The 23,121-nt window shown below is 57.4% G+C and carries 17 protein-coding genes and 6 pseudogenes; 13 read left to right on the forward strand and 10 right to left on the reverse strand.

Translation table 11 applies throughout. The features are described from left to right. Positions 1–838: 838 nt before the first annotated feature. On the forward strand, positions 839–1,054 hold the full coding sequence (locus ACFQH2_RS06355) for a hypothetical protein (protein WP_377051966.1): 216 nt from the start codon (positions 839–841) through the stop codon (positions 1,052–1,054). 329 nt (positions 1,055–1,383) lie between these two features. Here ACFQH2_RS06355 and ACFQH2_RS06360 read toward each other — a convergent pair whose 3' ends face one another. Both ACFQH2_RS06360 and ACFQH2_RS06365 read right to left on the reverse strand, forming a co-directional pair. After that, positions 1,384–1,761, reverse strand: a complete 378-nt coding sequence (locus ACFQH2_RS06360; protein WP_377051968.1) for a type II toxin-antitoxin system VapC family toxin — start codon at positions 1,759–1,761, stop codon at positions 1,384–1,386. After that, positions 1,758–2,021, reverse strand: coding sequence for an AbrB/MazE/SpoVT family DNA-binding domain-containing protein (locus ACFQH2_RS06365; protein WP_377051970.1), 264 nt, complete (start codon positions 2,019–2,021; stop codon positions 1,758–1,760). Before ACFQH2_RS06365 ends, ACFQH2_RS06360 begins: the two co-directional genes overlap by 4 nt. Positions 2,022–2,470: 449 nt before the next feature. Here ACFQH2_RS06365 and ACFQH2_RS06370 point away from each other — a divergent pair. Further along, positions 2,471–3,647 (forward strand): annotated as a pseudogene (locus tag ACFQH2_RS06370) (Fic family protein). Positions 3,648–4,251: 604 nt separating this feature from the next. Here the strand turns inward: ACFQH2_RS06370 and ACFQH2_RS06375 are convergent. The 6 genes and pseudogenes from ACFQH2_RS06375 to ACFQH2_RS06400 form a co-directional block, all read right to left on the reverse strand. Then, positions 4,252–5,451, reverse strand: a complete 1,200-nt coding sequence (locus ACFQH2_RS06375; protein WP_377051974.1) for an orc1/cdc6 family replication initiation protein — start codon at positions 5,449–5,451, stop codon at positions 4,252–4,254. Positions 5,452–6,426: 975 nt separating this feature from the next. Continuing rightward, complete coding sequence (locus ACFQH2_RS06380) at positions 6,427–6,573, reverse strand: hypothetical protein (protein ID WP_377076563.1); 147 nt, start codon at positions 6,571–6,573, stop codon at positions 6,427–6,429. An 87-nt stretch (positions 6,574–6,660) separates the two neighbouring features. Continuing rightward, a pseudogene (locus ACFQH2_RS06385) lies at positions 6,661–7,066 on the reverse strand (transcriptional regulator). A 28-nt stretch (positions 7,067–7,094) separates the two neighbouring features. Beyond that, entirely contained in the window at positions 7,095–8,354 is a 1,260-nt protein-coding gene (locus ACFQH2_RS06390; protein WP_377051978.1) for an RNA-guided endonuclease InsQ/TnpB family protein, read from the reverse strand. A gap of 200 nt (positions 8,355–8,554) precedes the next feature. Further along, a pseudogene (locus ACFQH2_RS06395) lies at positions 8,555–8,716 on the reverse strand (toxin-antitoxin system TumE family protein); the annotation flags it as partial. A 72-nt stretch (positions 8,717–8,788) separates the two neighbouring features. After that, positions 8,789–9,157: a hypothetical protein gene (locus ACFQH2_RS06400; protein WP_377076564.1), complete on the reverse strand. Its 369-nt coding sequence runs from the start codon at positions 9,155–9,157 to the stop codon at positions 8,789–8,791. A gap of 1,026 nt (positions 9,158–10,183) precedes the next feature. On the opposite strand from ACFQH2_RS06400, the gene ACFQH2_RS06405 reads away from it, so the two are divergent. Continuing rightward, the gene (locus ACFQH2_RS06405) at positions 10,184–11,584 is read left to right on the forward strand and encodes an ATP-binding protein (protein ID WP_377051980.1); all 1,401 of its coding nucleotides are present in this window, start codon (positions 10,184–10,186) and stop codon (positions 11,582–11,584) included. A gap of 39 nt (positions 11,585–11,623) precedes the next feature. On the opposite strand, the gene ACFQH2_RS06410 is transcribed toward ACFQH2_RS06405, so the two are convergent. Both ACFQH2_RS06410 and ACFQH2_RS06415 read right to left on the reverse strand, forming a co-directional pair. Beyond that, positions 11,624–13,495 carry a hypothetical protein gene (locus ACFQH2_RS06410; protein WP_377076565.1) on the reverse strand — a complete coding sequence of 624 codons (1,872 nt, stop codon included), beginning with the start codon at positions 13,493–13,495 and terminating at the stop codon, positions 11,624–11,626. Then, the gene (locus ACFQH2_RS06415) at positions 13,495–15,369 is read right to left on the reverse strand and encodes a hypothetical protein (protein ID WP_377076566.1); all 1,875 of its coding nucleotides are present in this window, start codon (positions 15,367–15,369) and stop codon (positions 13,495–13,497) included. Before ACFQH2_RS06415 ends, ACFQH2_RS06410 begins: the two co-directional genes overlap by 1 nt. Positions 15,370–15,641: 272 nt before the next feature. On the opposite strand from ACFQH2_RS06415, the pseudogene ACFQH2_RS06420 reads away from it, so the two are divergent. From ACFQH2_RS06420 to ACFQH2_RS06465, 10 genes and pseudogenes are all read left to right on the forward strand, one after another. Continuing rightward, positions 15,642–17,040: pseudogene (locus tag ACFQH2_RS06420) on the forward strand (ATP-binding protein). 135 nt (positions 17,041–17,175) lie between these two features. Then, positions 17,176–17,427, forward strand: coding sequence for a helix-turn-helix domain-containing protein (locus ACFQH2_RS06425; protein ID WP_377076567.1), 252 nt, complete (start codon positions 17,176–17,178; stop codon positions 17,425–17,427). A 10-nt stretch (positions 17,428–17,437) separates the two neighbouring features. Continuing rightward, positions 17,438–17,770, forward strand: coding sequence for a DUF7437 domain-containing protein (locus ACFQH2_RS06430; protein ID WP_377076568.1), 333 nt, complete (start codon positions 17,438–17,440; stop codon positions 17,768–17,770). Positions 17,771–17,785: 15 nt separating this feature from the next. Further along, positions 17,786–18,322, forward strand: coding sequence for a hypothetical protein (locus ACFQH2_RS06435; protein ID WP_377051988.1), 537 nt, complete (start codon positions 17,786–17,788; stop codon positions 18,320–18,322). 1,289 nt (positions 18,323–19,611) lie between these two features. Then, positions 19,612–20,465 (forward strand): annotated as a pseudogene (locus ACFQH2_RS06440) (DNA-binding protein). Between the two features lie 42 nt (positions 20,466–20,507). Beyond that, positions 20,508–20,663: a hypothetical protein gene (locus tag ACFQH2_RS06445; protein WP_377051992.1), complete on the forward strand. Its 156-nt coding sequence runs from the start codon at positions 20,508–20,510 to the stop codon at positions 20,661–20,663. Between the two features lie 24 nt (positions 20,664–20,687). Continuing rightward, positions 20,688–20,907 (forward strand): annotated as a pseudogene (locus tag ACFQH2_RS06450) (hypothetical protein). A gap of 46 nt (positions 20,908–20,953) precedes the next feature. After that, entirely contained in the window at positions 20,954–21,619 is a 666-nt protein-coding gene (locus ACFQH2_RS06455; RefSeq protein ID WP_377051994.1) for a winged helix-turn-helix domain-containing protein, read from the forward strand. A 319-nt stretch (positions 21,620–21,938) separates the two neighbouring features. Next, positions 21,939–22,208 (forward strand): hypothetical protein, encoded by a 270-nt coding sequence (locus ACFQH2_RS06460; protein WP_377051996.1) that lies wholly within the window; start codon positions 21,939–21,941, stop codon positions 22,206–22,208. Positions 22,209–22,562: 354 nt separating this feature from the next. Beyond that, positions 22,563–23,120: a DUF7342 family protein gene (locus ACFQH2_RS06465; RefSeq protein ID WP_377051998.1), complete on the forward strand. Its 558-nt coding sequence runs from the start codon at positions 22,563–22,565 to the stop codon at positions 23,118–23,120. The last annotated feature ends 1 nt before the right edge of the window (position 23,121 follow it).

Consider the following 23,121-nt stretch of genomic DNA (forward strand, 5'->3'; position numbering starts at 1 on the left):
CAGTAGAGCAGGAAACAGACATCGTGGTGAGTGGTTTCAGCGTCCAATTCTCCATTATCTCCGTGATTTTGCGGTTCTGGACAGCCATGGGATCAGCATGATACGTGAGTTGTATCGCACTCTCGACGTCGACTGCATACTCGAACAGGCCGTAGCGTCCCACACGAGTCCATTTTCGACTCGCACTGACGCGAGTGCATCCAGAGGGCTGTATCGACCGCACCATTCAAACGTCTCAGCCTCGACTCCACCATTCAAACGTCTCAGCCCGTGATTCGCAGGCAGCCTTTCGGAACACCACCGCACGTATGGACGCCGGGAGACGCTTCTGATCGAGGTGACGTCTGACCACGACTTTTGATACGTTGCTAACCCACTATGGGGTCTTCTTGAGACAACCACATCCAGCACTCCCAGTATCGCCGTATCTCGTCGTCGTTGCAATCAGCCCGTCATGTGGTGATTTCACAGTCTCAAGAAGTCGTCTCGTTATTCGTCTTCGTGCGCTCTGTCCGCCGGTCGTACTGCTTGTCGAGAAACCACCCGCTCGCGTCCAACCGACCGGAGACCAGCGATTAGCCCTCATTGGCGAGTCGATGAGCGGTCACCCGACCGCTTCGGACATCGTGGGGCGACCGCGACGACGGGCAGGTACGAAGCTTCGAGTAGTCCGTTGCCTCGCAGGTCTCCGGATACCGGTCATGCGGGCACGGCTTCCAGTGGAAACACGACTGAGTACCCCGATACACCGCGTCACGGATCGACGACGAACCGATGCGGCTGTATATCGACGTCGCGGCCCGCAACCCCGACTGTCGTCAACACTGACGCCAGAACGGTGCTGCGGGTCTGGCACGCAAAAGGCGACCAATACCGCGAGACGCCCGTCCTGAGAGATCTCGGTACGACTATCCGGACGGTCGACGTGTTGGGCGGCTTCACGGAATTGCTCGGACGTCTCATCAAGAACGAGATACTCGTCCTCGTCGACGTCGAGGTTAATTTCGAGATTTCTGACGACCATCACTCTTCAAATGTTGTCGGAATGATGTAAAAATCGTGATTCGTGCTGGGGGAGTCACTCGTGCTGTAGAGTGTGGTTTGATTCAGCAGTGACGCGCTTCCTCCAACGGCTAACGCCGTGGGTTTTCGCGCTGGTTCTGTATGTGGTATGGGAATCGTCGCTACCGTGATCGAGAGGGATGCGACCGGGTCATCCATCTTGCAACAGGTGGCCCTGAATAAGACTGACGTCTCAGTGTAGGTGTGATCGAGGACCCCCAGTGATCTGCGTGGAATTGATGTGCTTTTGTTCTCGATCGGGAGCATTCTGCGAGAGTGAGAGAGTACATTTCGTGTGCTTTCTGCTTTGTCAGTAGTTGCTCACTCAGGTGGTTGTTCGATCGAGATTCGCTTCTCAGTAACATCGTCAAAGGATTGGTCTGAGGATATTATGCGATCATGATCAGCATACGCGATGTGATATGCATCAAAAGCGGTGAGGCCATACTGCTCCATATAATCTGCTGCCTGGAAGAGAACCGTCTCGTCTGAAGACACCGATGCGATCTCAAGCGCATAACTGAGTGCTTCCATTCGGTCGAATTCGAACCGATCTGAGATCATTAGTAACTCTAGGAGCGTTGCCCGCGACGTGTAGATGTCCCCTTCGTGCTCTGTGGCGATCGCTCCTGCTCGTTCCTGAAGCCAATCGTCGTCTTTCACGAGTGCGATGAAAAAATCCGTGTCAGCGTAGATCATCGCTTCTCCGACTCAGTGACTTCCTTAATCACGTCCTCCCGGGCAGTATCGCGTGCCTCCCGTTTGATTTCCGCGATGGATTTCCCATCAAAGGCACCGCCAACGGCCTCTCGAAGTCCCTCAATCGGGTCATCGTTTAGCGGAATTAACTCAACACGATCGTCGAGTTCGACGATTCGATATCTGTCACCGTATTTTTCGCGGATCTCCTGTGGAATGACAATCCGACCACGATCGTCTACCTTCGCTGTCTTGCTCACTGTAATCTCCTCTATGCGGGGATGAAGTAAAAGTATTCCCACGAAAATGTGTATTGTCCCAACACTCGGTGTTCTTTCATCTAGAATTGGGTGGGTGTAAGCCGAGCAGTATCGGTCCGCGAGTGATCACAATGGCGTCATCGACGGTGACGGCCGGTGGTTCGTCGATGCCATATTCTGGATCTACCTGCTCGAAGTCTGTATCGAGGCCGATACCGGGAACCCGATCGAGACAGCCTGCAAGGCCAACCCCAACTGACAGTCCACAGCTCGCCAGGAATCTGCGACATCGCATAGTCTGATTCGCTGTGGATGAGAACACGTCAGGGAAATACCGACCTTGTTTGTGTATAGTATCTCAAATACAATAACTGGGCTTAACTCACCCCAGTATTTGCATTTGAATTCACTAGATTCATTTACTGGCGCTACATAGTGTCGGTACATGCATGAGAGGACCAGAGATCGAAGATACCGCGCCTGGAAAACTCATCTCCTACGGGAGAGAGTCATACTACCGGCCAGAGCCTCTACCACCCTCGAGTGATCTCCAGTTCGATGCGGATTTTCACGACCTGCTTTCGGAGGCCACGTTCTGGCTCGGCAAACTCAGTGGTATCAGTCTAGAAATCGGCTTTCCTCCTGTCCTCTATACGTCCCTCCTCCGAAAAGAAGCGATGGAATCGGCCGAAATCGAAGGAGCAGATATCGACTATAACGCGCTCTACAGTCTCGAAACACGCAGCTTCGACGAGTCTACAGCTGCAGACGCTATTGCATCCTCCACAAGTGAAGCAGCGACAAAAGATACCAAAGAAGTCCTGAATTACGAACAGGCCATCGAGGAGGGCATTGAAGCACTCGATAGCGGTGGGGAGATCTCCGTTGCGCTTTTCCATGACCTCCACGAGACGCTGCTCACGGGCGTTCCAGACGACCGCATTGAGACGGACACGATTGGTGCATACAAGACAGTTCCAAACCATCTCGGCGACTTCCTCCCACCAGTTCCGGGTGACGTCGAGGGGCTGATGGATGCCCTTCTCACGTACTACCGAACTGGGGGAGCTATCATACGCTCGTGGACATCGCGCTATTTCACTACCAGTTTGAAACGATCCACCCATATGGCGATGGGAATGGACGCCTCGGTCGCCTCCTCATCACACTCCAGCTCTACGATGCCGATCTCATTGAGCGCCCGAACCTCTACCTCAGTGAGTACTTTAACCGGAACAAAGCCACGTACGTCGACCGAATGGAAGCGCTCCGGTCTCGCGGCGACTGGGAAGACTGGGTGTCGTTTTTCGTCAAAGGAGTGGCCCAGCAAGCTGCAGAGTCCGTTGACCGCACGCTGGCACTGGACGAACTTCGGCGTCGCTACGAGGAGGAGTACGGTGGTGTCCAGTACGCGAAGCATCGCTTGGCGTGCAAACTCTTCGAGCAGCCGTACGTGACCACGAAAACAGTCGCGACGATGCTCGATATAGAGCGTTCAACAGCATACCGTGCTATTGCTGATCTTGAAACTGAGGGAGTTCAGAGGAAGTGACAGGGAAACAGCGCAACAAAGAATACCGCGCAACGGAAATTTTCGAGATTCTTGAGCGGCCACCGCAAACGTAGTGAACTACCCTGCCCTACCGCGCTCGGGGCTACTCGCCCCTCGCTTGTTGAGGGCAGGGCTTCCTGTTTCTGTGTCGGAATTTATACCCAACGTGGGCACAGGGATTCCAGACTCCGCAGACGATTTCCCTTCAGGGGCGGTTCGGAGTGTCCCACTCCTACCGAATCGACACTCGGCCACAACCGACGTTGCACGCTTTTTGTCGCGTTTGAACAACGCCAGAAGCGTGGTGAGCATCTTACTACCTCGTTCGACCGCAGGGGTAGTAAGCGTGGCGGGGAAAGGGCAAGTAACTCGTGCGGGCGCTGTATCCCTCCCTGCTCGCGGCTTCGCCGCTCGCTGAGGAAGGGGCTTAGCGCCCTCAATTACAGCTAAGTCGGATGTCCGTGTGTCGGCACCGTTGAGGACTGTGACAAACTCGAAGCAACTGTAGAGAGTACATTTCGTGTGCTTTCCTTCTCGAACAAGTGGCTCATGGGGAGAGTGAGAGAGTACATTTCGTGTGCTTTCTCACCATGAGACGGTACCAATACTGGAGACAAAGTCCGAACACCAAACAGGGAGAGAGTACGTTTCGTGTGCTTATCGTCGAGCAGTAGTGTATTACAGATCGCCAGTCTCCTCGATCGTCTTGCGCGTCTCGATGACGATCTCCGGGTCGAGATCGAGTTCGTACTCGTAGTACTGCCCGCCACTGAGTCCCTGATTCCGCTCGAAGCGCTGGAGGAACCCGAGCATGTGGAGATCCGAGAGATGGTCCTGAATGCTCTTGAGCGTCGTCAACGGATCGGCACCACACGCCGCGGCGACGTCCTGGTAGACGTCGTAGATCTCCTTCGAGCGAGCGGGCGTTTTCCCCTTCTCTTCGAGGTATGCGATCGTCTCCAGGATGTACTGTCCGTGGATCGTCTGGTCGCGGATGCGATTTTTTAGTCGGCCGCGCTGGACGCGTTCGCGAGCCCGCCCGATGTGGTCGTCGGTGACGCAGTCAGCCTCCTCACGGAGGGCGACCTCCCCGCCAACGCGAAGGAGGTCAATGGCCTGACGTGCATTCCCCATATCCTGTGCGGCCAGCGCTGCAGCCCGACCGATCGCTGATTGATCACAGGCGTCCTCGGCAAACGCTTGCTCCGCCCGATCCTGTAGAATCGCACGAAGCTCGACGGCGTTGTACGGACTGAACGAGATTTCGGTCTCCATCAGCGTGTCCTTCACTTTGGGCGAGAGCGTGGTGCGGAAGGTGTAGTTGTTGCTGATCCCGATGATGCCTACCTGGGCGTCGACGATGTGTTTGTTCGAGCGTGCTCGCGGGAGTTCATAGAGGAGGGTATCGGCGTCGTCGAGATGGTCGATTTCGTCGAAGACCATTAGATGCGTCCCGCCGATTCGATCGAGTTGGCTGTAGAGCTCTTCAAAGGCATCGCCGGTCCCGAGGCCACGCTTCGGAAAGTCGCTTGCACCCTCGGGCAAGAGCGTGTTCACGAGCTGGCGAACGACCATGAAGACGGTCTTGCCGTTGCAGTTGAGGTCGTGGACGTGCAAGTCGTCGGCCTCCTCGCGTGTCTCGACTTCGTCCTGGAGTGCGTCGAGTATGTACTTCGTCACCGCTGTCTTCCCGAGGCCGGCTTTGCCATAAAGCATGACGTTCTCGGGTTCGCGGTCGAACAGGACGTCCTGCAGCGCGTAGCGGTATTCCTCGATCTCTTCGTCTCGCTCGAGAATTGTCTCCGGCTGGTAGCTCTCGGTGAGCATCTCCTTGTCCGCAAAAATCGTATCAACCATGTCGCCGAACGGATTGCTCATTCACTATCAACTGGTTGCTCAATAGTATTTAAAACCTTACTTTGTTAGCTTCGTTTGCTATTTCGTATCTTATTTTCTGCAGATTATCATCAACGTGTCTGGTAGATATGTATCGCAGTTCTACTGAAAGCACACGAAATGTACTCACACTATGTCTGATAAGATCACACACGAAATTCACGTATCCTCTCTCAAACCGGGCCTGTCTTCTTGGGAAAAGCACACGAAATGTACTCTCTCACTCCATCGACGTCGAAGCATACGAAAGCACACGAAATACACTCCGTAACCGCTTCAGCGTGTAGTCTCCAACACCCACTCGGTGTGATTCTCGGGAGCAACCATTCCCAAAGAACCGATGAAACAGTGGGGGGTGGGTGGTCTGTAATAAATCCACAAAGCACACGAAACGTACTCTCTCTGTGTTGGCGAGTGAGCACACGAAATTCACTCTCTCAATTCATACCCTCCCTGCCATCTTGGGAAAAGCACACGAAATGTACTCTCTCACTCCGTCGACGTCGAGGCATCCGGAAGCACACGAAATCCACTCCGTAACCGCTTCAGCGTGCAGTCTCCAACGCCCACTCGGTGTGACGCTCGGGAGCGACTATTCCTAAAGAACAGATGAAACAGTGGGGGGTGGGGGATCCGCAACAAATCCACAAAGCACACGAAACGTACTCTCTCACTCCGTCGACGTCGAAGCATATAGAAGCACACGAAGTCGACTCCGTTACCGCTTCAGCGTGCAGTTTCCAACACCCACTCGGTGTGACGCTCGGGAGCGACTATTCCTAAAGAACAGATGAAACAGTGGGGGGTGGGGGATCCGCAACAAATCCACAAAGCACACGAAACGTACTCTCTCACTCCATCGACGTCAGGGCATAGCAGTTGACGACGTGATTTACACCCACTCCGTGATGCGCTTTTTCAGTACCTCTACAAAGCTGGAGGATACTCCTCGGCTCACTAGTCGTCTTTCCCGCCAATCTCGTTTGTATTGCTCTTCCTGCTGTCGAAGACCAGACAGTCGTTCTCTTCGTTTGGGGTCTTCGACGCGCACACTCTTTTCATGATGGCCGTCACCGGGATCACGCTCGCAACCTCACCCGTCATGACCCCGAGTAGAAGCGTCCGATCGACGGCATCTCTGACCGCGAGGTTCTGGTTTGGGGCTGGCGATTATGAAGTATGAGCGGTTAATCAGGGCGCAGCTGCCTCAGGTGAGCTGTTCAGAATCAGTAAGTGGAAGATCGATTTCGAGGCCGTCATAGGCCAGTTGCGGTTTCTTTGCCCGTCCTGAGCCACCGCCCGCGAAGTCGATGACGCCGATATCTTCGAGCTCGGTGAGGTTTTGATGGACCTGTTTGTAGTCGCGATCGACCAGATCTGCTGCTTCGCGAATACTGTCCGGATCGTGTTCAGCGAGAGCTTCTAACAACTCGAGGTTCTTCTGGCTCAACAAGCGGCTTAATTCGGCATACGACCCGAAATTGAGTACCGGCTGTGCGTTATCTAGTGCTTCGTCTTCTTGCGCTGCTTTGATACGCTGGCGCGTTTGCTGATCGAGACGAGTGCGTTCGCCGACGGTGACTTTGAGCGTTGGCATGATTTCTCTCCTGGTCAGGTACCCACGACTAAAGTCGTGGGCTTGTCAGTGGACTCCCGCTCTGACCACGAGATGTGGTAGGCGAAAACTCGCCGTTCGCGTTCACTGTCCCTGACTTCAGGGCGACCTGACAGTCCGCCCGTCCAGCCCCAGACTTGAGCCAGTGCTGGACAAGCCGCCACCCGATGTTCCGAGCAGCGTTATAATCCGCGTGAAGCTCCTTTCCACAGTTCAGGCACTTAAACTCGTCACCGTCACGGTTCTCCTCGTGCGTGAACCCGCACTCCGAGTGACTACATCGCTGGGACGTGTACTGTGGCTTCACGTCATCAACGACAATACCGTACTCTTCGGCCTTGTACTCAACAAGAGATTGGAGTTTGTTGAACGCCCACTGCTGGAACTTACTTGCATTCGAGATACGCGCTCGAATATGTTTCAAGTTCTCGAACGCTATCGCGTCACAATCGTGTCGGCGGGCTTCGAGAACCAGTGTGAGTGCGACGCGATGCAAGTAATCCTCGCCCCAATTCGAGAAGCGATTCCCGATGGCTTTCAGTGTCAAGTGGGCGCTCCGAGTGCCTGTCTGTTGGAGTTTTCCACGACGCCGTTCGTACTCCGCACGCTTGTGATTGAGGTAGTCTGCGTTGCCGAGGAACGCACCAGTCGAGGTGACAGCAAGGTAACCGTCAACGTTGAGGTCTACGCCGAGTACCGCTCCGTACTCAAAAGTAGATGCCTCGTCATCCTCGCGTTCCTTTTTTATCGACACGTGCAGATAGTACGTGCTGTCACGCTTGTGTAGCGTGGCCTCACCGCGTTCCCACTCTGGGTTCTCCCAGTATTCTTCGAACGGCGTGCCGCGAGTATCCTCGGGAATGGTGTATTCAGCCGAGACACGACTATCCACGGTAGACAGCGTGCAGTGGTCGTCGTTGTACGTTATTGTGCGACCGTCGTAGACGACTACACTACCGCGGAACTCTGATTTACTGGCTTTCTCACCGTCTTCGAGGATACGGTCTTTGCAGTTACCGAGCGCGTTTGCCGCGAGGCTGCGAGCGGCTTGGACGTGGTTTGCGGTGAGGTCTGTCTTTTCACGTACGTCTTGGTAGGTGGCGTCGTGGAGTTTCGACTTGCTGTCGATTATTTGGGTCGGGTCGTCAGACCAGCCGTAGTCCGCGGCGTGTTGCGCGGCTTGACGGAATTGCTCGAACGTCTCATCGAGAACTGGGTAGTCCTCGTCGGCAACGTCGAGCTTGATTTCGAGGTTTCTGACGACCGTCACGGTTCAAATATTGTGGTTTTATTATTTAAAGACTATGTTTTTCGTTGGGGAGTCAGCCGTGTCTGGATGCGTAGTTGGATTCACAAGTGACGCGCTTCCTCCCACGGCTAAAGCCGTGGGTTTCCGCGCTGCCTCTGTATGATGTCTTACTCGGGCCAATTCCACGAGACTGGTGTCATTTCGTCTGCTTCCCGCTTGAATCAGTCGTACAGCGCAAGCATTCCGGGAACATCGATGCGTTCGACATGATTCTCCGTATGTCGCTCGTGCCCTTTGGTTTGTTCGTGAGCATTATCGTACCGGAGGAGTGTAAGTCCACCCACTTCCCCAAGGTGGAGGCTGTAATCCCAACCGCTTGGATATATGTGACGTCCTCTTACGACTGAAGTCGTGGGCTTCCGCTGTTGTCGTGTCATAACCCGCAGACACTGGTCCTAAAGACCATCGTCGAGCACGACGATCTCGTGGCTGCCGTCGAGGAACTTAATTTTGAGCGCCTGAGCCTCTCGAACGTCCCCAGCTAATCGATGCTCAGCCGCCAGCCGGAGACGGTCGAAGACCCCTTCTTCATGAGTTTCTTGAGAAAGAAGAAAATCGTACAACCGACAGCAGGAAACGCAAGAACTGATGAAACAGTGGGGGTGAGACTGGCTCCCCACGAGCGAGCTGGACTCATTCCGGGATTCGTTCCTCGAACAGATGAAACGGTGGGGGGTGAGGAGGATGGCCGAATCGCCTGTGTGGTCGATCGTCGATCCATACTCGTTCGTCTGGTCCGGTAGGACGTCTAGACGAACTACCATGTACAGAACTAGGAACGAGACCGAGAATGACGTTCAGGTCGGGGAACCAGAGCAAGACACCCAGAGGAGACCGAACACGCTGGTCCATTGTCTGGCCGGTCGTCGACGACGGCCTGTTTCTGCCCCACTTCGAGTTTCATAATCGGCTCCCGTCTAGCGGTTTGGGGTTGTTAGCCGTCGACGCCAGACCAGGGTCACTCGTCACGAAACCGCTCATCTGCAGCATACTCGGTAGAGAACCGTCCTACACGCCATACAGTATACTGTCACTGCGTTTTCCAACCAGCACACGACGGCTCCCACGAATTCCCATAGCTGCTGTAGAAGCGCTCTTCCCCCAGTATGATCCGATTATGAAGATTCAGCGATCGAGGTCGCAAAAGCCCTGCTGTCTGACGGCCAGCACTCACTGGTTGGGACCCCTGAACGAACTCCTGTAGGACGTCGAACGGACGGGGTGAGTTCCTGCTGATCCTCCGGTTCGTGTGCGCGTCGACGTCTTCGCGTACGTACCTGCAAGCGGGATGGACGCCGCTTTCAGCGGGCCGACACCCCGTCTTCAAGTGTAACGTCTCCGCTATCCCGACCTATCCTGTCGTCGATACCGACCCTCGCATACTGTTTCAACGCCGTTGGTTGACCCGTTTTTCCCGACTCTCGTCTCGACCTCGTCGCGTCGACGACGTCGATTCCCCTCCGCTCAGACATGGCCCCGGTTCATACTTCGATTTCCAGAGTCCGTGCAAGAGTAGTAGCGGTGCTGAGGAGCGATTATGAACGGGATCGGGCCGCTAGTGAGGCGTCGAAACCCCTGTTTGACACCAGAAATGTCTTCGAATTGAATAGGCCCACTGGTGGGCCGTCGATAATGCTGTTTGCCGTAGACGTATCCTCGAATCCGATGTCGAATCGTCCGAGTCCCAGAGAACCGGTAGAGCGTCCGGAAAACGGAGACCCTCCGCAACGATTGGTGTCTGTGGTCGTCGGAACATCTAAGTCATTATCACGATAATCATTATTTAGAGTATGACCTTTTTCGACCGGACGGCAGAACTCGACGCGCTCGATGCGGCAATGGACTCTCCCGGGCACGAGTGTTTCGTCGTTTATGGCCGTCGCCGCGTTGGGAAGACGGAACTACTCAAGCAGTTCTGCGCCGACCGAGAGCACATTTATTTTCTCGCCTCAGAAGAGGCTGAACATCGACAGCGGGAGAAGTTCGTTGAGCAGGTGGCGGCCTACTTCGACGATCGTGTCCCACGTATCGACGGCTGGGACGAGGCGCTAGCCTATCTTGGCGACAAGATCGCCGACCGGGAGCTGGTGGTCGTTATTGACGAGTTCCCATATCTTACCGACGAAAACGAGTCGCTCCCATCATACATGCAGGCGTTCGTTGACGAACAGTTACAGCACAGCGAGTCGATGCTCGTTCTGTGTGGCTCAAGCGTGAGTGCGATGGAGTCGGAGGTGCTCGGCCACAAAAGCCCACTGTACGGTCGACGAACGGGACAGATCGATCTAGAGCCGTTCTCGTTCACTCAGGCGCGTGAGATCATCACGTACGGGATCGAAGATGCGATCAGATCGTACGCGGTCACTGGGGGAACTCCGATGTATCTCACGCTGTTCGACTACGAGCGTTCTCTCGCTGAGAATGTCCGTCAGAACGTATTGTCGCCAACGGCCGTCCTGTACACCGAGCCCGAGTTCCTGTTACGGACCGAGCTGCGGAGCCCAGCTCGATATATGAGCATTCTCGAGGCGATCGCGCTTGGTCATACAACACCGAACGAAATCTCGGGGGCGACGGGAATCGATGTCGGGCCCCTCTCGAAGTATCTACAGACACTGCGCCGTCTTCGGTTGATCACCCGTGATGTCCCGGTGACGGCAGCACAACAGAAGTCCAAGCGCTCACGGTATCGTCTCAATGACGAGTTCCTCAGGTTTTGGTTCCGATACGTCGAGCCGAACCGATCGAGTATCGAGGAGGCACCAGCACTCGTCTTCGAGGGAACGATCGAGCCGGACTTTCCGACCCACGTCGCGACCACGTTCGAGTCGGTCTGTCAGGAAGCGATCTGGGAAGCAATACGTCGAGGCGACCTCGATGCGTATTCCGATATCGGTCGGTGGTGGTACGGAGAAGACGAAATCGACATCGTCGGACTTGCACCTAGCGACGATCGGATCCTACTGGGAGAGTGCAAGTGGACCACAGAGCCTGTCGGACACACTCTGGTCAACCAGCTCCGGTCGAAGGCCGACCGCGTTCAGTGGGGATCACCAGACCGGGACGAACGGTTTGTCCTGTTCTCGAAGAGCGGCTTCGTCGACGAACTGGAGCAGGATCTCGACGACGAGTGGGTACTAATCGATCTACCCGCGCTCGACAAACTGCTCACTCCACACACTGACGAATAGTCCCTGACCAAGACGGATGCCCACGACGGGAGTCGAGAGTCACTCCTCCAGATGATTCTCCCGCAGCCACTCCACGGGATACACCGCAGTCAGCCCTGGCGTATCGATCCGGAACTGCTGGGGTGGCGTCGTCTTGGCGTAGGTCTTCTCGACGCGTGGCTCTCCTTCGATCGGGTCGTTCAGCGCCGAGAGGACCTTGTGGCCGTCGCGCTGTTTCATGACGACCCAGATCGCCTCGTCGACGCCACAGTCGGCGATCTTATCGAAGTCGTCGGGAACTGCACGCTGGACGTCGTTGTTGATCCGCTCGACTTCCACGGCAACCACGACTCTCCCGTCCTCGTCGAGCGCGGCGACGTCCAGACGACGCTTGTCGAAGGCAGAGGCCGCGTCTTCGGCGGCCGCCTGATCACCACCCATGTAGATCGACGCGGGCAGAGTCACCTCTTCGAGGTCGTAGTACGGCAGCACTTCGACGACGGGTGAGTCGGGATCCTCGAGATACTCTTGACAGAGATAGCGTCGGGAGACCTCGACTGCGAGGACGTGCTGGCTCGATTCCTCCAGGTCGCCCTGTCCATGTCCGTAGTCGACGCCCAGCCGATAGCTCTCGCCTATCTCCGAGCGACCGTCAGGCGTCACCGTGTACAGCCGATGTGGGTGGTCGGTATCGTGGCGCAGTAGGTCGGAATCGATGAGCTCGTCGACGGCGTCAGCGTCGATACCCGCGTACTCCTGCAGGCGGAGCATCGAGTCAGAGAGGATGTCGTAGGCCAGTGGGTCATATCGGAGTTGCTGGGCGTTGTACACCGCCTGGAGGAACATGAGCTGGATGTCGGTGAACTCCGAGTCCTGACGTTCTTCAGGTGTGACCTTGAGGTTGAGTTCGCAGACCGGCACGTCGTCGCGATCAGTCTCGTCGAGTGAGGCACAACACGAGATGGCTCGCTTCATGCCGTCGATGTGTGGATCATACCGATTGTCACAGGCTGTACACCGCACTGCGTGAATCGACTCGTCGTATTCGACGGTCTCGGGCATCCGTTTCGTCGTCAGCAGAGCGGTGTCGACGCGTGCGACGGCCACGCCTTCCTCGTCCGTCTCCTCGTCTTCGTCCTCGTCGTCGGCGATGCTTGGCGAGTCGAGCGAGATCCCACAGCGCTCCAGCGTTCGGTCCGTAACGGCCTCGGTCTGCGTCTCGAAGGCCGCTCGTTCACTGGCTGTCAGCGGGCGTGGGCCATCCGGATGGCCAGCGGGTGGCGTTGCCGACTGGAGGAGGAACGGCCGCGGCTCCGGTTCGTCGAAGGGGGCGGGGAGGCTCACGAACCACTCGCCGCGTTTCAGTGCGCGAAGCCGATTGCCCACGTCCTGTGGATCCATCGCGTCGGTCGCCAGCCGTTCGGCGAGGCGGCGATCAACGGGGACGTTCCCCGTGACGAGCGTCGAGACGTTGTTCAGCACTTCGTCGTAGACGTCGTCGTACTGCTTGAGCTGGCCGGGGAACTGCATCGCCAGTGTGACCGAACAGCCAAAGCTCCGTGACTGGGAGAGCAACTCTTTGAGCAGATCAGAGACGGCGACGCTTGCAGCCTCTTCGACGTAGAGGTTCACCAGTGGCGTATCAGCTGTTTCGCTTGCGGACGGCCCCTCGCCATCTTCGCCCGCTTCGTCGCCCCCTGCACGCTGGCTGCGGCGCTTGAGCGCACTCCAGAGATTCGAGAGGATCAACAGCGTGAGGACGCGCTTGGCTTCGGATCTGAGGCCACCAGTATCGAGGATGATCACCGTGTCGTCGTCGAGATGCTCGGCGAGATCGAAGTGTGCATCGCCCTCCTGTGGGATGTTGTTGAAGATCTTGGCCAGGCGACGGTCGACCGGGATCTTCTCGATCCGGTTTGCAACCCCACTCATCAGGTTGTCGAACGTCTTGGGCCGGTTTGCGACGATCCCCCGAGCATCCGTTCGAGGTCCGTATCCGAGACGGGCGGGCTCGACTGGCGTTCGTGCATACTCTGGACCTCGTAGTGGAACGCGCGGTGCGTGAACGCATCGGAGCCGTGGACGGGATCGAACCGCGCCTTCAGCAGGTATCTGATGATGTCTGGCGAGCGAACGGCCTGCTCGAAGCGATCCTTGCCCATGATCTGGGTGAGGATCTCGATGTAGTGATCGATCGTGTCCTCGACGGCTGTCTCGCGCGGGACGCCAGCAGCCAGGTCGTCGCGAATATCGAAAAACGAGAACGCGGGCAGCACCTTCGCGCAGTCGAAGTAGAGCACGTTCTCCAGCGAGCCATACCTCGCGTAGTGTGCCTGCAGGTACTCGATCGCCATCCCGTCGCCTTTCGGGTCGATCAGGATGTCTGCCCCTTCGGTGGCCGCATGATTTCCCAGGATCCCGTTGAGCAGCGATGTCGACTTCCCGGAGCCAGTCTTCCCGAACCAGCCGACGTGCATGGGCTGTAACGCAGGGGGAAGCGACAGCGGAGTCGGATCGGCGGAACCGTCCTGCGTGAGCGGGTTCCCCAGCAGCAGGCCATCGTCGTGATACCGGTCGAGTTGCCCTGTCGGCGGTCGGGGAACGGGTGCCCGTTCGCCGGGCGTCGTCGAGAGCGCGCGTTCGCCAGCCGTCGTAAGCGCCCTCCCACCGACGAGACAGAAACTCGGCGCCTCGTGGACGTCCGCGACGATACCGCGCGGTGGAGCGGAACGCCACGGGAGGCGATTCGAGAGCCCTTCCGTCTCCGGGACATAAACAGTCCGTGCAAGCAGATCATCGAGAACCCGCTCTGCGGCCGCTTCGCTCGTCCGCTCGCCGTCGATCTCGTAGGTGGTCCGATCGAGCTGGGTGAACGCACCTTCGAGTTCGCGGAAGGTGGCCGCACCCACCTCCTCGGTGGTAGTCTCGGCGGCGACGCTGCCGACGAGTCGAGCGGTAAGAACGAACGAGTGGCGCGCGTCCTTTGCCTCGAGTTCGGCGAGTCGCGTCTCGTTCGTGGGTGTAAGCGTCGGCTCTTCGGTCGGGTCTGGCGCACCGAAGACCGTATTCGCGAGGCGCTCGCCCAGCGTATCGCTGTGGAGTTCGATCGCCATGCGTCGCTCCTCGGCGTCGGCGGTCCAGTCCGGTTTGGGCTGTAAAAGCACCTGATAGACGATCGGCCCCTGGTGGGCACTCATCGTCTCGACGACGGAGGCGAGCGGGACGCGACTCTCCTCGTCATCCTGGAACGACTCGAACAGTGTCAGCTGGGTCTGCCAATCACGCGGTCGCGTCGGGGTGCCTTCGTACTCGACCGCATGGATAGTGCGGTCGGTCGTGGCGTGGTCTGTCCCCGCTGTGGCTCTGATGATCGATTCGAGATACCCTGGCTGGATCGCGCGCCGCTCGAACTCGTAGCTATCGGGAAAGACGCCACGGAGGATGCGTTCGAGCGCTGGCGTCGCCGCCGGGTCGTCGACGCCGAACCAGTACGTGAGTGGCTGCTCACGTGAGTGATCACTGTGGAGTAGACACTCGATCGTTGGCGGAGCCTCCGTCGTCGAACCGAGCGAGAGTAGCCGGGAAAGGCCACTTGCTGCATCGTCTGGCGTCGTGAGTCCGTGCAGTCGCTTGAAGTAGGTCGCCGCCGAGTCAGCGCGAAGCGATGCATCAGTCGGCGTGACCTGAATATACTCGCGGACGTCCTCGGCGGGAACGGGTAACTCATCCGCGTCGGCATTCGTCGACGAAGGGGCGGAGTTCGAGAGCGGGGCATCAGAACGGGGTGGTGAAGTAGGAGTGGGCATGTGTCGTGAGCGCTATCTCGGGTCGCGGTGGCTGGATGAGTGTGTAGATAGCGGTAGAAAGAGAGGATAATAAATTGCAGTTATGTGTAACTGAGACGTATGATAGCTGATGTATTTCGGGATCTAACAAGAGTTGAGTGTACTCTGTGTCGCTGTCTGGGTACCTCGATATCGGTTCTATTGATCAGTATCACAAATAGTAAAATCGCAATTAGTAAAATCGCGATTTAGATGATCCATAGCATTATCTTCACGTGGGGCGTAGCGTGGGTATGAGCAACGCAGCGTTCGTGAATCGTCGCAACGAACTCGAAACGCTTCAGTCACAGTTCGAGAGCGATACAGCGGAGTTGATCGTCATCTATGGCCGTCGACGACTCGGCAAGAGTGCGCTCGTCCGGAACGCGGTCGAGGGCCGGGACGATGCAGTATACTGGCAAGCAACCGAAGAGACAGCCGACGCACAGTTAGCAAACTTCGTGGACACTGCCAGCGAAGCGTTCCCCTCCTCGAAGACATCCAGCGCGACTGGGAGGCGCTGTTGCGAGCACTCGGTCGTGAGGACGCTATCGTCGTCCTCGACGAGTTCCCGTATCTAATCGAATCTGACGATGCACTACCGTCGAAGGTCCAGCGAGTGTGGGATCTCCATCTCGAAGAGACGGAGATGACTCTCGTCCTCGTCGGGTCGTCAATCTCCGTGATGGAGGAGAACGTCCTTGGCGGTGGTAGTCCCCTGTATGGCCGCCGAACGGCGACGATCGACCTGCCTCCGCTCGGACTGGACCATGCCCGCGAACTGTATCCCGTCGAGGAGCCCGACGCCGCGATACAGGCCTGGGGGTGTTCGGAGGCACACCGTACTACCTCCGGGCGCTGTCATCGGACCGAACACTCCCGGAAAATATCCAGTCGTTACTCCTCTCAGAGCACGGTGTGTTGCACAACGAACCGGAGTTCCTCTTGCGGACCGAGTTCGGGATTCGCGAGCCCCAGACGTACTACACGATCCTGCGGGCAATCGCCACCGGGAAACGCAAAGCGAACGAGATCGCAACCTTCGCCGGTGTCGATTCAAACACGCTCGGTTCGTATCTCTCGAAACTACGCCGACTCAGGCTGATCGAGCGTGATATCCCCATCACGGCGAACCCGAACGCAACACGGAAGAGCCGATATCGATTGCAAGAGCCGCTGTTTCGCTTCTGGTTTCGGTATGTCTACGGGCGGACGGGAGAGCTTGTACAGCTTGGTAGTGATGCGTACGATGAGGTCGTTGCACCGTCGTTCATCGACTACATGGGGCCGATGTTCGAACAGATCTGTCAGAACGCGCTTCCGGGCTTGGTTCCGAAGACCTACCGCGGGATCGGGTACTGGTGGCACCAGCACCACGAACTCGATGTCGCCGGCCTTGCAAGCGACGGAACGATCGTCGCGGGCGAATGCAAGTATACGAGCCGAGAAATGCACGAAGGCGATCTCGCCGATCTCGAACGCAGTGCGTCCCAGGTCGAATGGACGCCACCTGGCGGCAGTGACCTCACCCATCACTACTGCTGTTTCTGTCGCTCCGGCTTTTCCGATGGGCTCGAACGGACTGCTGCGGAGCGAGATGACGTCTCGCTGTTCACGCCAGCCGATATCGTCGACGGGATCGCAAGCAAGTGACCAGGTGATACTCGTTCATCAAGTGCGTCGTTCACAACCTGGAACGAGGTCTCACTATTACCGGGAGAAGTTTAAAGTTCAAGAATTTCGTACTAGCTAGTATGACTCCCCACCCCGTCACGGAGACACCCCCACATGATTTCTGAAACCGGGATCAATCAGCTCGCAACTGTCGGCCGGTTATTGGATCATCCAGAACTGGCGCGTGTCTATGTGTATACCTGCTATTACGGGTCGGTCACTCGACCAGAGATCAAGGCGGCACTGGACATCCCGAAGACCACGGTCTATGATCACGTAGAGACGCTTGAGGCGCTCGGAATCGTCACGCTGGCGGGAGATCGACCGGTGGAAGTGACCGCAGATCCGGTTCAGAATCACCACTGACGGTATTGTTGTGACGCCGACGATCCTCCACGCCGTTGCACTACAGGAAGTCGACGAAGATGTCTCATACTTTGTTGAGCGACACGGCGTTGGCAAACTCGCTGCCGCTATCCGGCAGGCCGGACTCCACTATGCTGGTCAGATCACGCAGCGAATGGCCGCTGATCCACTTGGTATCCCAACTGGGGAAGCGATCTGTATTGTCCTCGCGCTTAAGCCTGCGCTCGCAGTTGGGCACGAATACGATCCCTACTTCGACGTTATTTTCCCGGAAATTTCAGATGATATCGGATTCGAGAGTGAACTCGACGTGACTGCGCCTCATCCGAATACTGAGTCGTAATTCTTCTCATTCTCGATGGATAATTCATCTCCTCTCTCCCCCGAATCAGTCACATTAGTCGACGCAAACGTCTTCATTAGCGTCGGAAATCCAGGTATATCCAAGCATCATCGGTTCCGTCAAACAGTTCGGCGTGCTGGCGTGACGCTTCTGGTTCCTGCTCGCGTTGAAGACGAAATTGAACAGGGTGGAGTCAAGCCAGCACTGGAGCGCGCTCAAGACGAAGGATGGGCGAAAGTTGTGGCGGCCCCGACCGTCTCACACAGCAAGGCGACAACAGCCCAAGATATCGTCCGGCGAGCAATCGCCTCGAAATCGTCGAGCAAAGATGAGCACGACGTGGAAAAAGCCGATCCCGTGTTCGCTGGACTTGCTGTCGAATACCTTCTCGATACAGAACGAGCGGATAACATCACTGTGATCACCGCCGACCGGCTTGCCCGAGAGGCAATCGAAACCGCAATGTCGTCGTTAGGCTACGAGGGGCAAGTTACTATCATCACACTCTGGGATCTCATTGATAGCGAGGATGATGATATCACACTCATTTGATCACGTCTACCGAAATCGATGACCTCTCTGGCTCTCATCAATGTCGCTAGTTGTCCACTCTGGCTTAAGAGACCAGTTACTGACACATAGCGGTCAGATTGACATCCCCCTCCGCGTGAACGCGGAGGAATCCTGAGCGTTGGAGATTTCAGGTTTGCAGTTCCACCGAGCATCCAAACGGTAAGAATCCGTGGGGATGCTCACGGACTGTAGCGGGTGGGACTGCTGGGAGTGCCAAGCCCCCGGTACTCCTATCTTCCGTCGTGTATGGACTCCCAGAGTTGTTTTTGCCTCGGGGAGTCCGGCAGACTTCGACAGACTCGGAGTTACTTTCGTCGGCCGTACAGCAGTCAACTCCGGTCGAATCCTGTGAGGGTTCGCCGGTTATCGACTGGTTCCGATTATTGCTTGGTTGCTTGGGGCGGACAGGCCGCCATCGTAGGGCTGGTGGGAATCGCTCTATTCCCAACCGATTCCTACCTGTGTGTAGGGTTGTCTGTCAGTTAAAGCTACGCGCCAAATCTCACAGTGGCTCTTGTAGCGTCGATTGACTCCGTGTTGTCGGATTCATCCTGCGGCTAAAGCCGCAGGTATTCTCCTCGAATCTGTATAATTCAGCCCAAACAGTAATACTCGCGAGCTACTGCACCTCTTCGAGAACATTCACGACGGATTGTCTGCTACGGGAGTCTCCCGATATTTCCCGATTGTACAAATCGATCTCGTCAGGGTGTCTGTGGCGGCAGCTCACTCGTGAGAACAGCGGAAACGACGGGTGGGTGTCCCTGCTCTCATGTGATGATTGCGTGGCCCCGGTCAAAGTACGTCTTCTCGACCGATCACCAGTTGTTCGGCTGACGAGTGAGTAGCACGCCCCGCTCGCTGTCGCAGCTGCCCGCCGTATCGCTCACGGCAGAGCCGTTCGCTGCGAGGCGTTCCCTTCGGTCACGCCTCGCCTCGCTCGCGACCGACCAGTCCGGGCGGGCATGCCGCTCCATGCGGAGCGGTTCCTGCCGGGCATCTGGTTTCGACGCCAGTATTAAGCGCGCTTTCGCCCCTCACAGGTTCGGCGCGGAAACCGGCTTAAAACTGGACGCTCGCGGCGGGCACGACAGCGCGCGGTGCTGGTTGAGTCGCCGCAGAACGCGCGCTGCTCGCGCCCAGAGGGCGCTCGTGAAGGCGCGAGCAGCGCGCAGTGATGGTGTGATGTCGTCGTCGAGAGCTACGACTGGTGAGTTGTAGTGTTGGAAAAAGACGCTGTGTGGGCGCCTTCGGAGCTTGAGACTCCAATGAGTACTAAACGCACTATCGGAAAAGAAGGTTCGGTTGATGAACAGACGAACGAACACGAGACGGAGTGGGGACGAGGCGACGTCGAAGAAGGTCCTGAACAGCGAGCGAGCGTCGAGCAGGACATTCAGGCGAAAGTTGACTACGCGGATGACCGGGAGATCGAGGGGCGGTTGTTCGGACAGACGTTGGTTGCACAGGAAAAGCGGGAAGCGAGAGAGGTGGAAATCAACAGAACGAGAGATCGGTGGGATCGGCGCGCCGATTCGGATCGGGAGGCGCGGACGCGGCGTGTCGTCGAAGATGGGTGTGCGGAGCGACGACGCGAGTTCGAGCGGCGAGCAGCGAGCGTGGATCCGCGGTGTGATCCGGATGTGGCCGATCCGAGAGCGCGATTGAGCAGGGAGCAGTTGGGGCTGGTGAACGAACAATCGAAACGGTTGGAAGCGAAACTTGATGGCTGGTCGAGAGCGGCGATCAGTCGGCGGTTGGCCGAGCGCGTCGTCGATGGATCGGATGTTCTGAGTGCAGTCGTCGGCGTATTCGAGGAGTTAGAGCAGGCGGCCGGGACGATAATCCCGATCGCGGCGGTCGAGGAGGTCGACCGAGGCGAGGTGTGTGTGGAGGGCACGGTGAAGGTGTTGTGGAAAGCGACACATCCAAAGATCAGCCAGGTCGGCCTGATCGAGGACGACTCGGGCGTGTGTAAAGTGACGGTCTGGAAGGCGAGCGAGCAACCGGTGATGGAGGAAGGCGAGCGTGTGCGGCTTCGGGGGCGGCGAAGAGCTGGTACGATGGGCGAGTCTCGTTGGCGCTGACTGGCTGGAGTGAGATCGACTTCCCGGGCCGGTAGTCGACGCGATCCGTTCTGTTTGTTCGTCTCCGAGATCCGTCATTGCGAGATCAGTATGACGTGGTGTCGCCCGAGAAGGTCGCCCAGAAACTCGACGCCGACGAGATAGAGGGGCGGGATGACCTCTCCGGGTGGAAAACCACGTTGCTGTTGCCCAAGCAGCCCTGGCCGACGACGAAGCCAGCCACCAGCCCATAACAGAGCGACGACGACCGACCCGGTGTGTTCGGGCCGATATATCTGGATGCCCTCAAACGCATTCGCGATCAGGACAAAATCGTAGCCCAAGCGACGGGTAAGACGCGTCAACCCCGGGCACGGTGGCCGGGGAATCCGCCTCGCTACATAGTTTGAAAACGCCCGCGAGGACATGGAGACGCTTCGGGGGTACATTTGCGATCTCGTTGCAGACGCTCGCCGGATTCAGCCAGTGGACCGATAGGAAGAGTAATTCTTTTGGGGGTTGCACAGAATTGTGTAATCATAGGATGTACGAAATATGCGGTGAGAAGGAATTCAAGATCATCCTTGCGCTCGACCCAGAGGATTCCATATCTGATGTCGCGCGGAAGGTCGACGAGAACCGTGAGACGATTCGTCGCGTCGTGAACCGGCTTGAAGAGGCGGGGTACGTCGCGTACGACGATGGTCTCACGCTCGTCGATCAAACGCTCCGAGATGTCGGTCTCGAATTCCTAATGGCGGCAGCAGACACCTCACCCCCATCGATCTCGGAGGCGTATGTTCTCCCCCAGTTCGCTGGCATGGACTATGCATTCACATCCATCGATGCAGTCTACGTCTGGACCCGCGGTGGCTACCAGGTCGCTCGCGACCCGGAGGATTACCCGCTGTTTATCGCCGTCAACGAGTCCGACCTCGACGCTTGGATGGAGTTCTTCGATCGATTCGGAATCCCGACTGCGGAGGAGCGCCAGCCCGCTGAAGACCTCAATGGTGCGATACAGGTCGTCCTCGAGCGACGGTCGCAGGTCGAGGCCGAGCTGGTCGATGGACGGCCCGTTCTCTCACTCGAGGAGACCGTTGCGTTCGCAAACGAGCACTACGCGACCTTCGAGTCGGCACTCGACATGCTCGGACGGATGTACGACGACGTCGACACTGACGCGACCTACAGTAGGGAGCCAGCCTGAATGTGAACAAGACGTAGACTGGGTCGACGGCGAGAGACACCCGGAGCTGCGAGCGAGCGTCAAGCAGGACATTCAGGCGAAAGTAGATTACGCAGATGATCAGGAGATTGACGGACGGTTGTTCGGACAGACGGTAGTGGCTCAAAAAAAGCGAGAAGCGAGATACCGGGAGGTCAAGTAGACGAGAGATCGGTAGGATCGAAGATCCGACTCGGATCGGGAGGCGCGGACGCAACGTGTTGCAGAAGGCGGGAATAGGGCGGGACGACGTAACTTTGAGAGACGGGCACCGAGCGTGGATCCGCGGTGTGATCCCGACGTGGATGACCCAAGAGCGCGGTTGCGCAGAGAGCAACTGGGGATGGTGAACGAGCAGGTAGGACGGTTAGAAGCGAAACTCGATGGCTGGTCGAGAGCGGCGATCAGTCGGCGGTTGGCCGAGCGCGTCGTCGATGGATCGGATGTCCTGAGTGGGGTCGTCGGCGTGTTCGAGGAGCTAGAGCAGGCGGCTGGGACGGTGATTCCGATCACAGCGGTCGAAGAGGTAGATCGCGCCGAGGTGTGTATCGAGGGCACGGTGAAGGTGTAGTGGGAGGCGACGCATCCGAAGATCAGCCAGTTCGGTCTGATCGAGGACGACTCGGACGTGTACAAAGTGACGATCTAGAAGGCGAGCGAGCAATCGATGATGGAGGAAGGCGAGCGTGTGCGGATTCGGGGGTAGCGAAGAGCTGGTACGACGGGCGAGTGTGTTGGCTCTGTTGGTAGCCCCTTCTTCAGAGACACCACAGTTTGATATCCTCCCCGCGCTGAAAAGTGGGGCTTTCTCCTTGACTCTCCGTAAGAATGTCAGACTCGCCGGCCCGATGCGATGGTGTACCGCGACGATCAAGGAAAGAATATTGCTCCCAAGATTAATATACTTACACTCACGAGAATATGTATGACCGACGACCGCCCGGCAGACGTGAACGAGCGCGTCACCGAGGAGTGGAAGGCGGACACCAGTCCCGGCGAGCGCGTTCGCACCGTGATGAAGCGGGTGTACGGCCCCCAGTCTGTCGCCACCACCGCCGAGCGTGCGCTGACCTCTGAGACGACCGCACGAAAGCACCTGAACATCCTCGCCGAGGACGGATTCGTCGAGGCAGTTTCCCTTCCGGACGAGCGCGGGACGCGGTACAAACGTGCCCCTCGCTCGGTCGTTCTCGAACGTGCCCAGCAGATACTCGACTCCGTCGACATCGAGACACTATCAGCACGTGTCAGGGAACTTCGCGAGACCGTTCGTGAGTTCGAGGACCAGACTGGAGCAGAATCTCCGCGCGCAGCGGCAATCGATGGAGCGGAACTGGACGCGGCGACCATGACCGAGTGGCAGACTGCGCGTCGGAACCTGAAGCTCGCACGAGCCGCGCTCGCACTCGCTGACGCGACTGAGGTCGTTGGGGCGGACACCGAATCGGACGAATACGGTGAACAAGCAGGCGTTATGAGCTGAC

Origin of the sequence: Natronoarchaeum sp. GCM10025703, from assembly GCF_042661985.1 — an archaeon.
Lineage (GTDB): Archaea > Halobacteriota > Halobacteria > Halobacteriales > Natronoarchaeaceae > Natranaeroarchaeum.

Coding starts and splice junctions, on each gene's coding strand:
- ACFQH2_RS06380 (WP_377076563.1), bottom strand. CDS start 6,573: ATGACGGGTGAGGTTGCGAGCGTGATCCCGGTGACGGCCATCATGAAA.
- ACFQH2_RS06465 (WP_377051998.1), top strand. CDS start 22,563: ATGACCGACGACCGCCCGGCAGACGTGAACGAGCGCGTCACCGAGGAG.
- ACFQH2_RS06360 (WP_377051968.1), bottom strand. CDS start 1,761: ATGATCTACGCTGACACGGATTTTTTCATCGCACTCGTGAAAGACGAC.
- ACFQH2_RS06425 (WP_377076567.1), top strand. CDS start 17,176: ATGATTTCTGAAACCGGGATCAATCAGCTCGCAACTGTCGGCCGGTTA.
- ACFQH2_RS06405 (WP_377051980.1), top strand. CDS start 10,184: ATGACCTTTTTCGACCGGACGGCAGAACTCGACGCGCTCGATGCGGCA.
- ACFQH2_RS06375 (WP_377051974.1), bottom strand. CDS start 5,451: ATGAGCAATCCGTTCGGCGACATGGTTGATACGATTTTTGCGGACAAG.
- ACFQH2_RS06410 (WP_377076565.1), bottom strand. CDS start 13,495: ATGAGTGGGGTTGCAAACCGGATCGAGAAGATCCCGGTCGACCGTCGC.
- ACFQH2_RS06415 (WP_377076566.1), bottom strand. CDS start 15,369: ATGCCCACTCCTACTTCACCACCCCGTTCTGATGCCCCGCTCTCGAAC.
- ACFQH2_RS06455 (WP_377051994.1), top strand. CDS start 20,954: ATGTACGAAATATGCGGTGAGAAGGAATTCAAGATCATCCTTGCGCTC.
- ACFQH2_RS06400 (WP_377076564.1), bottom strand. CDS start 9,157: ATGGTAGTTCGTCTAGACGTCCTACCGGACCAGACGAACGAGTATGGA.
- ACFQH2_RS06435 (WP_377051988.1), top strand. CDS start 17,786: ATGGATAATTCATCTCCTCTCTCCCCCGAATCAGTCACATTAGTCGAC.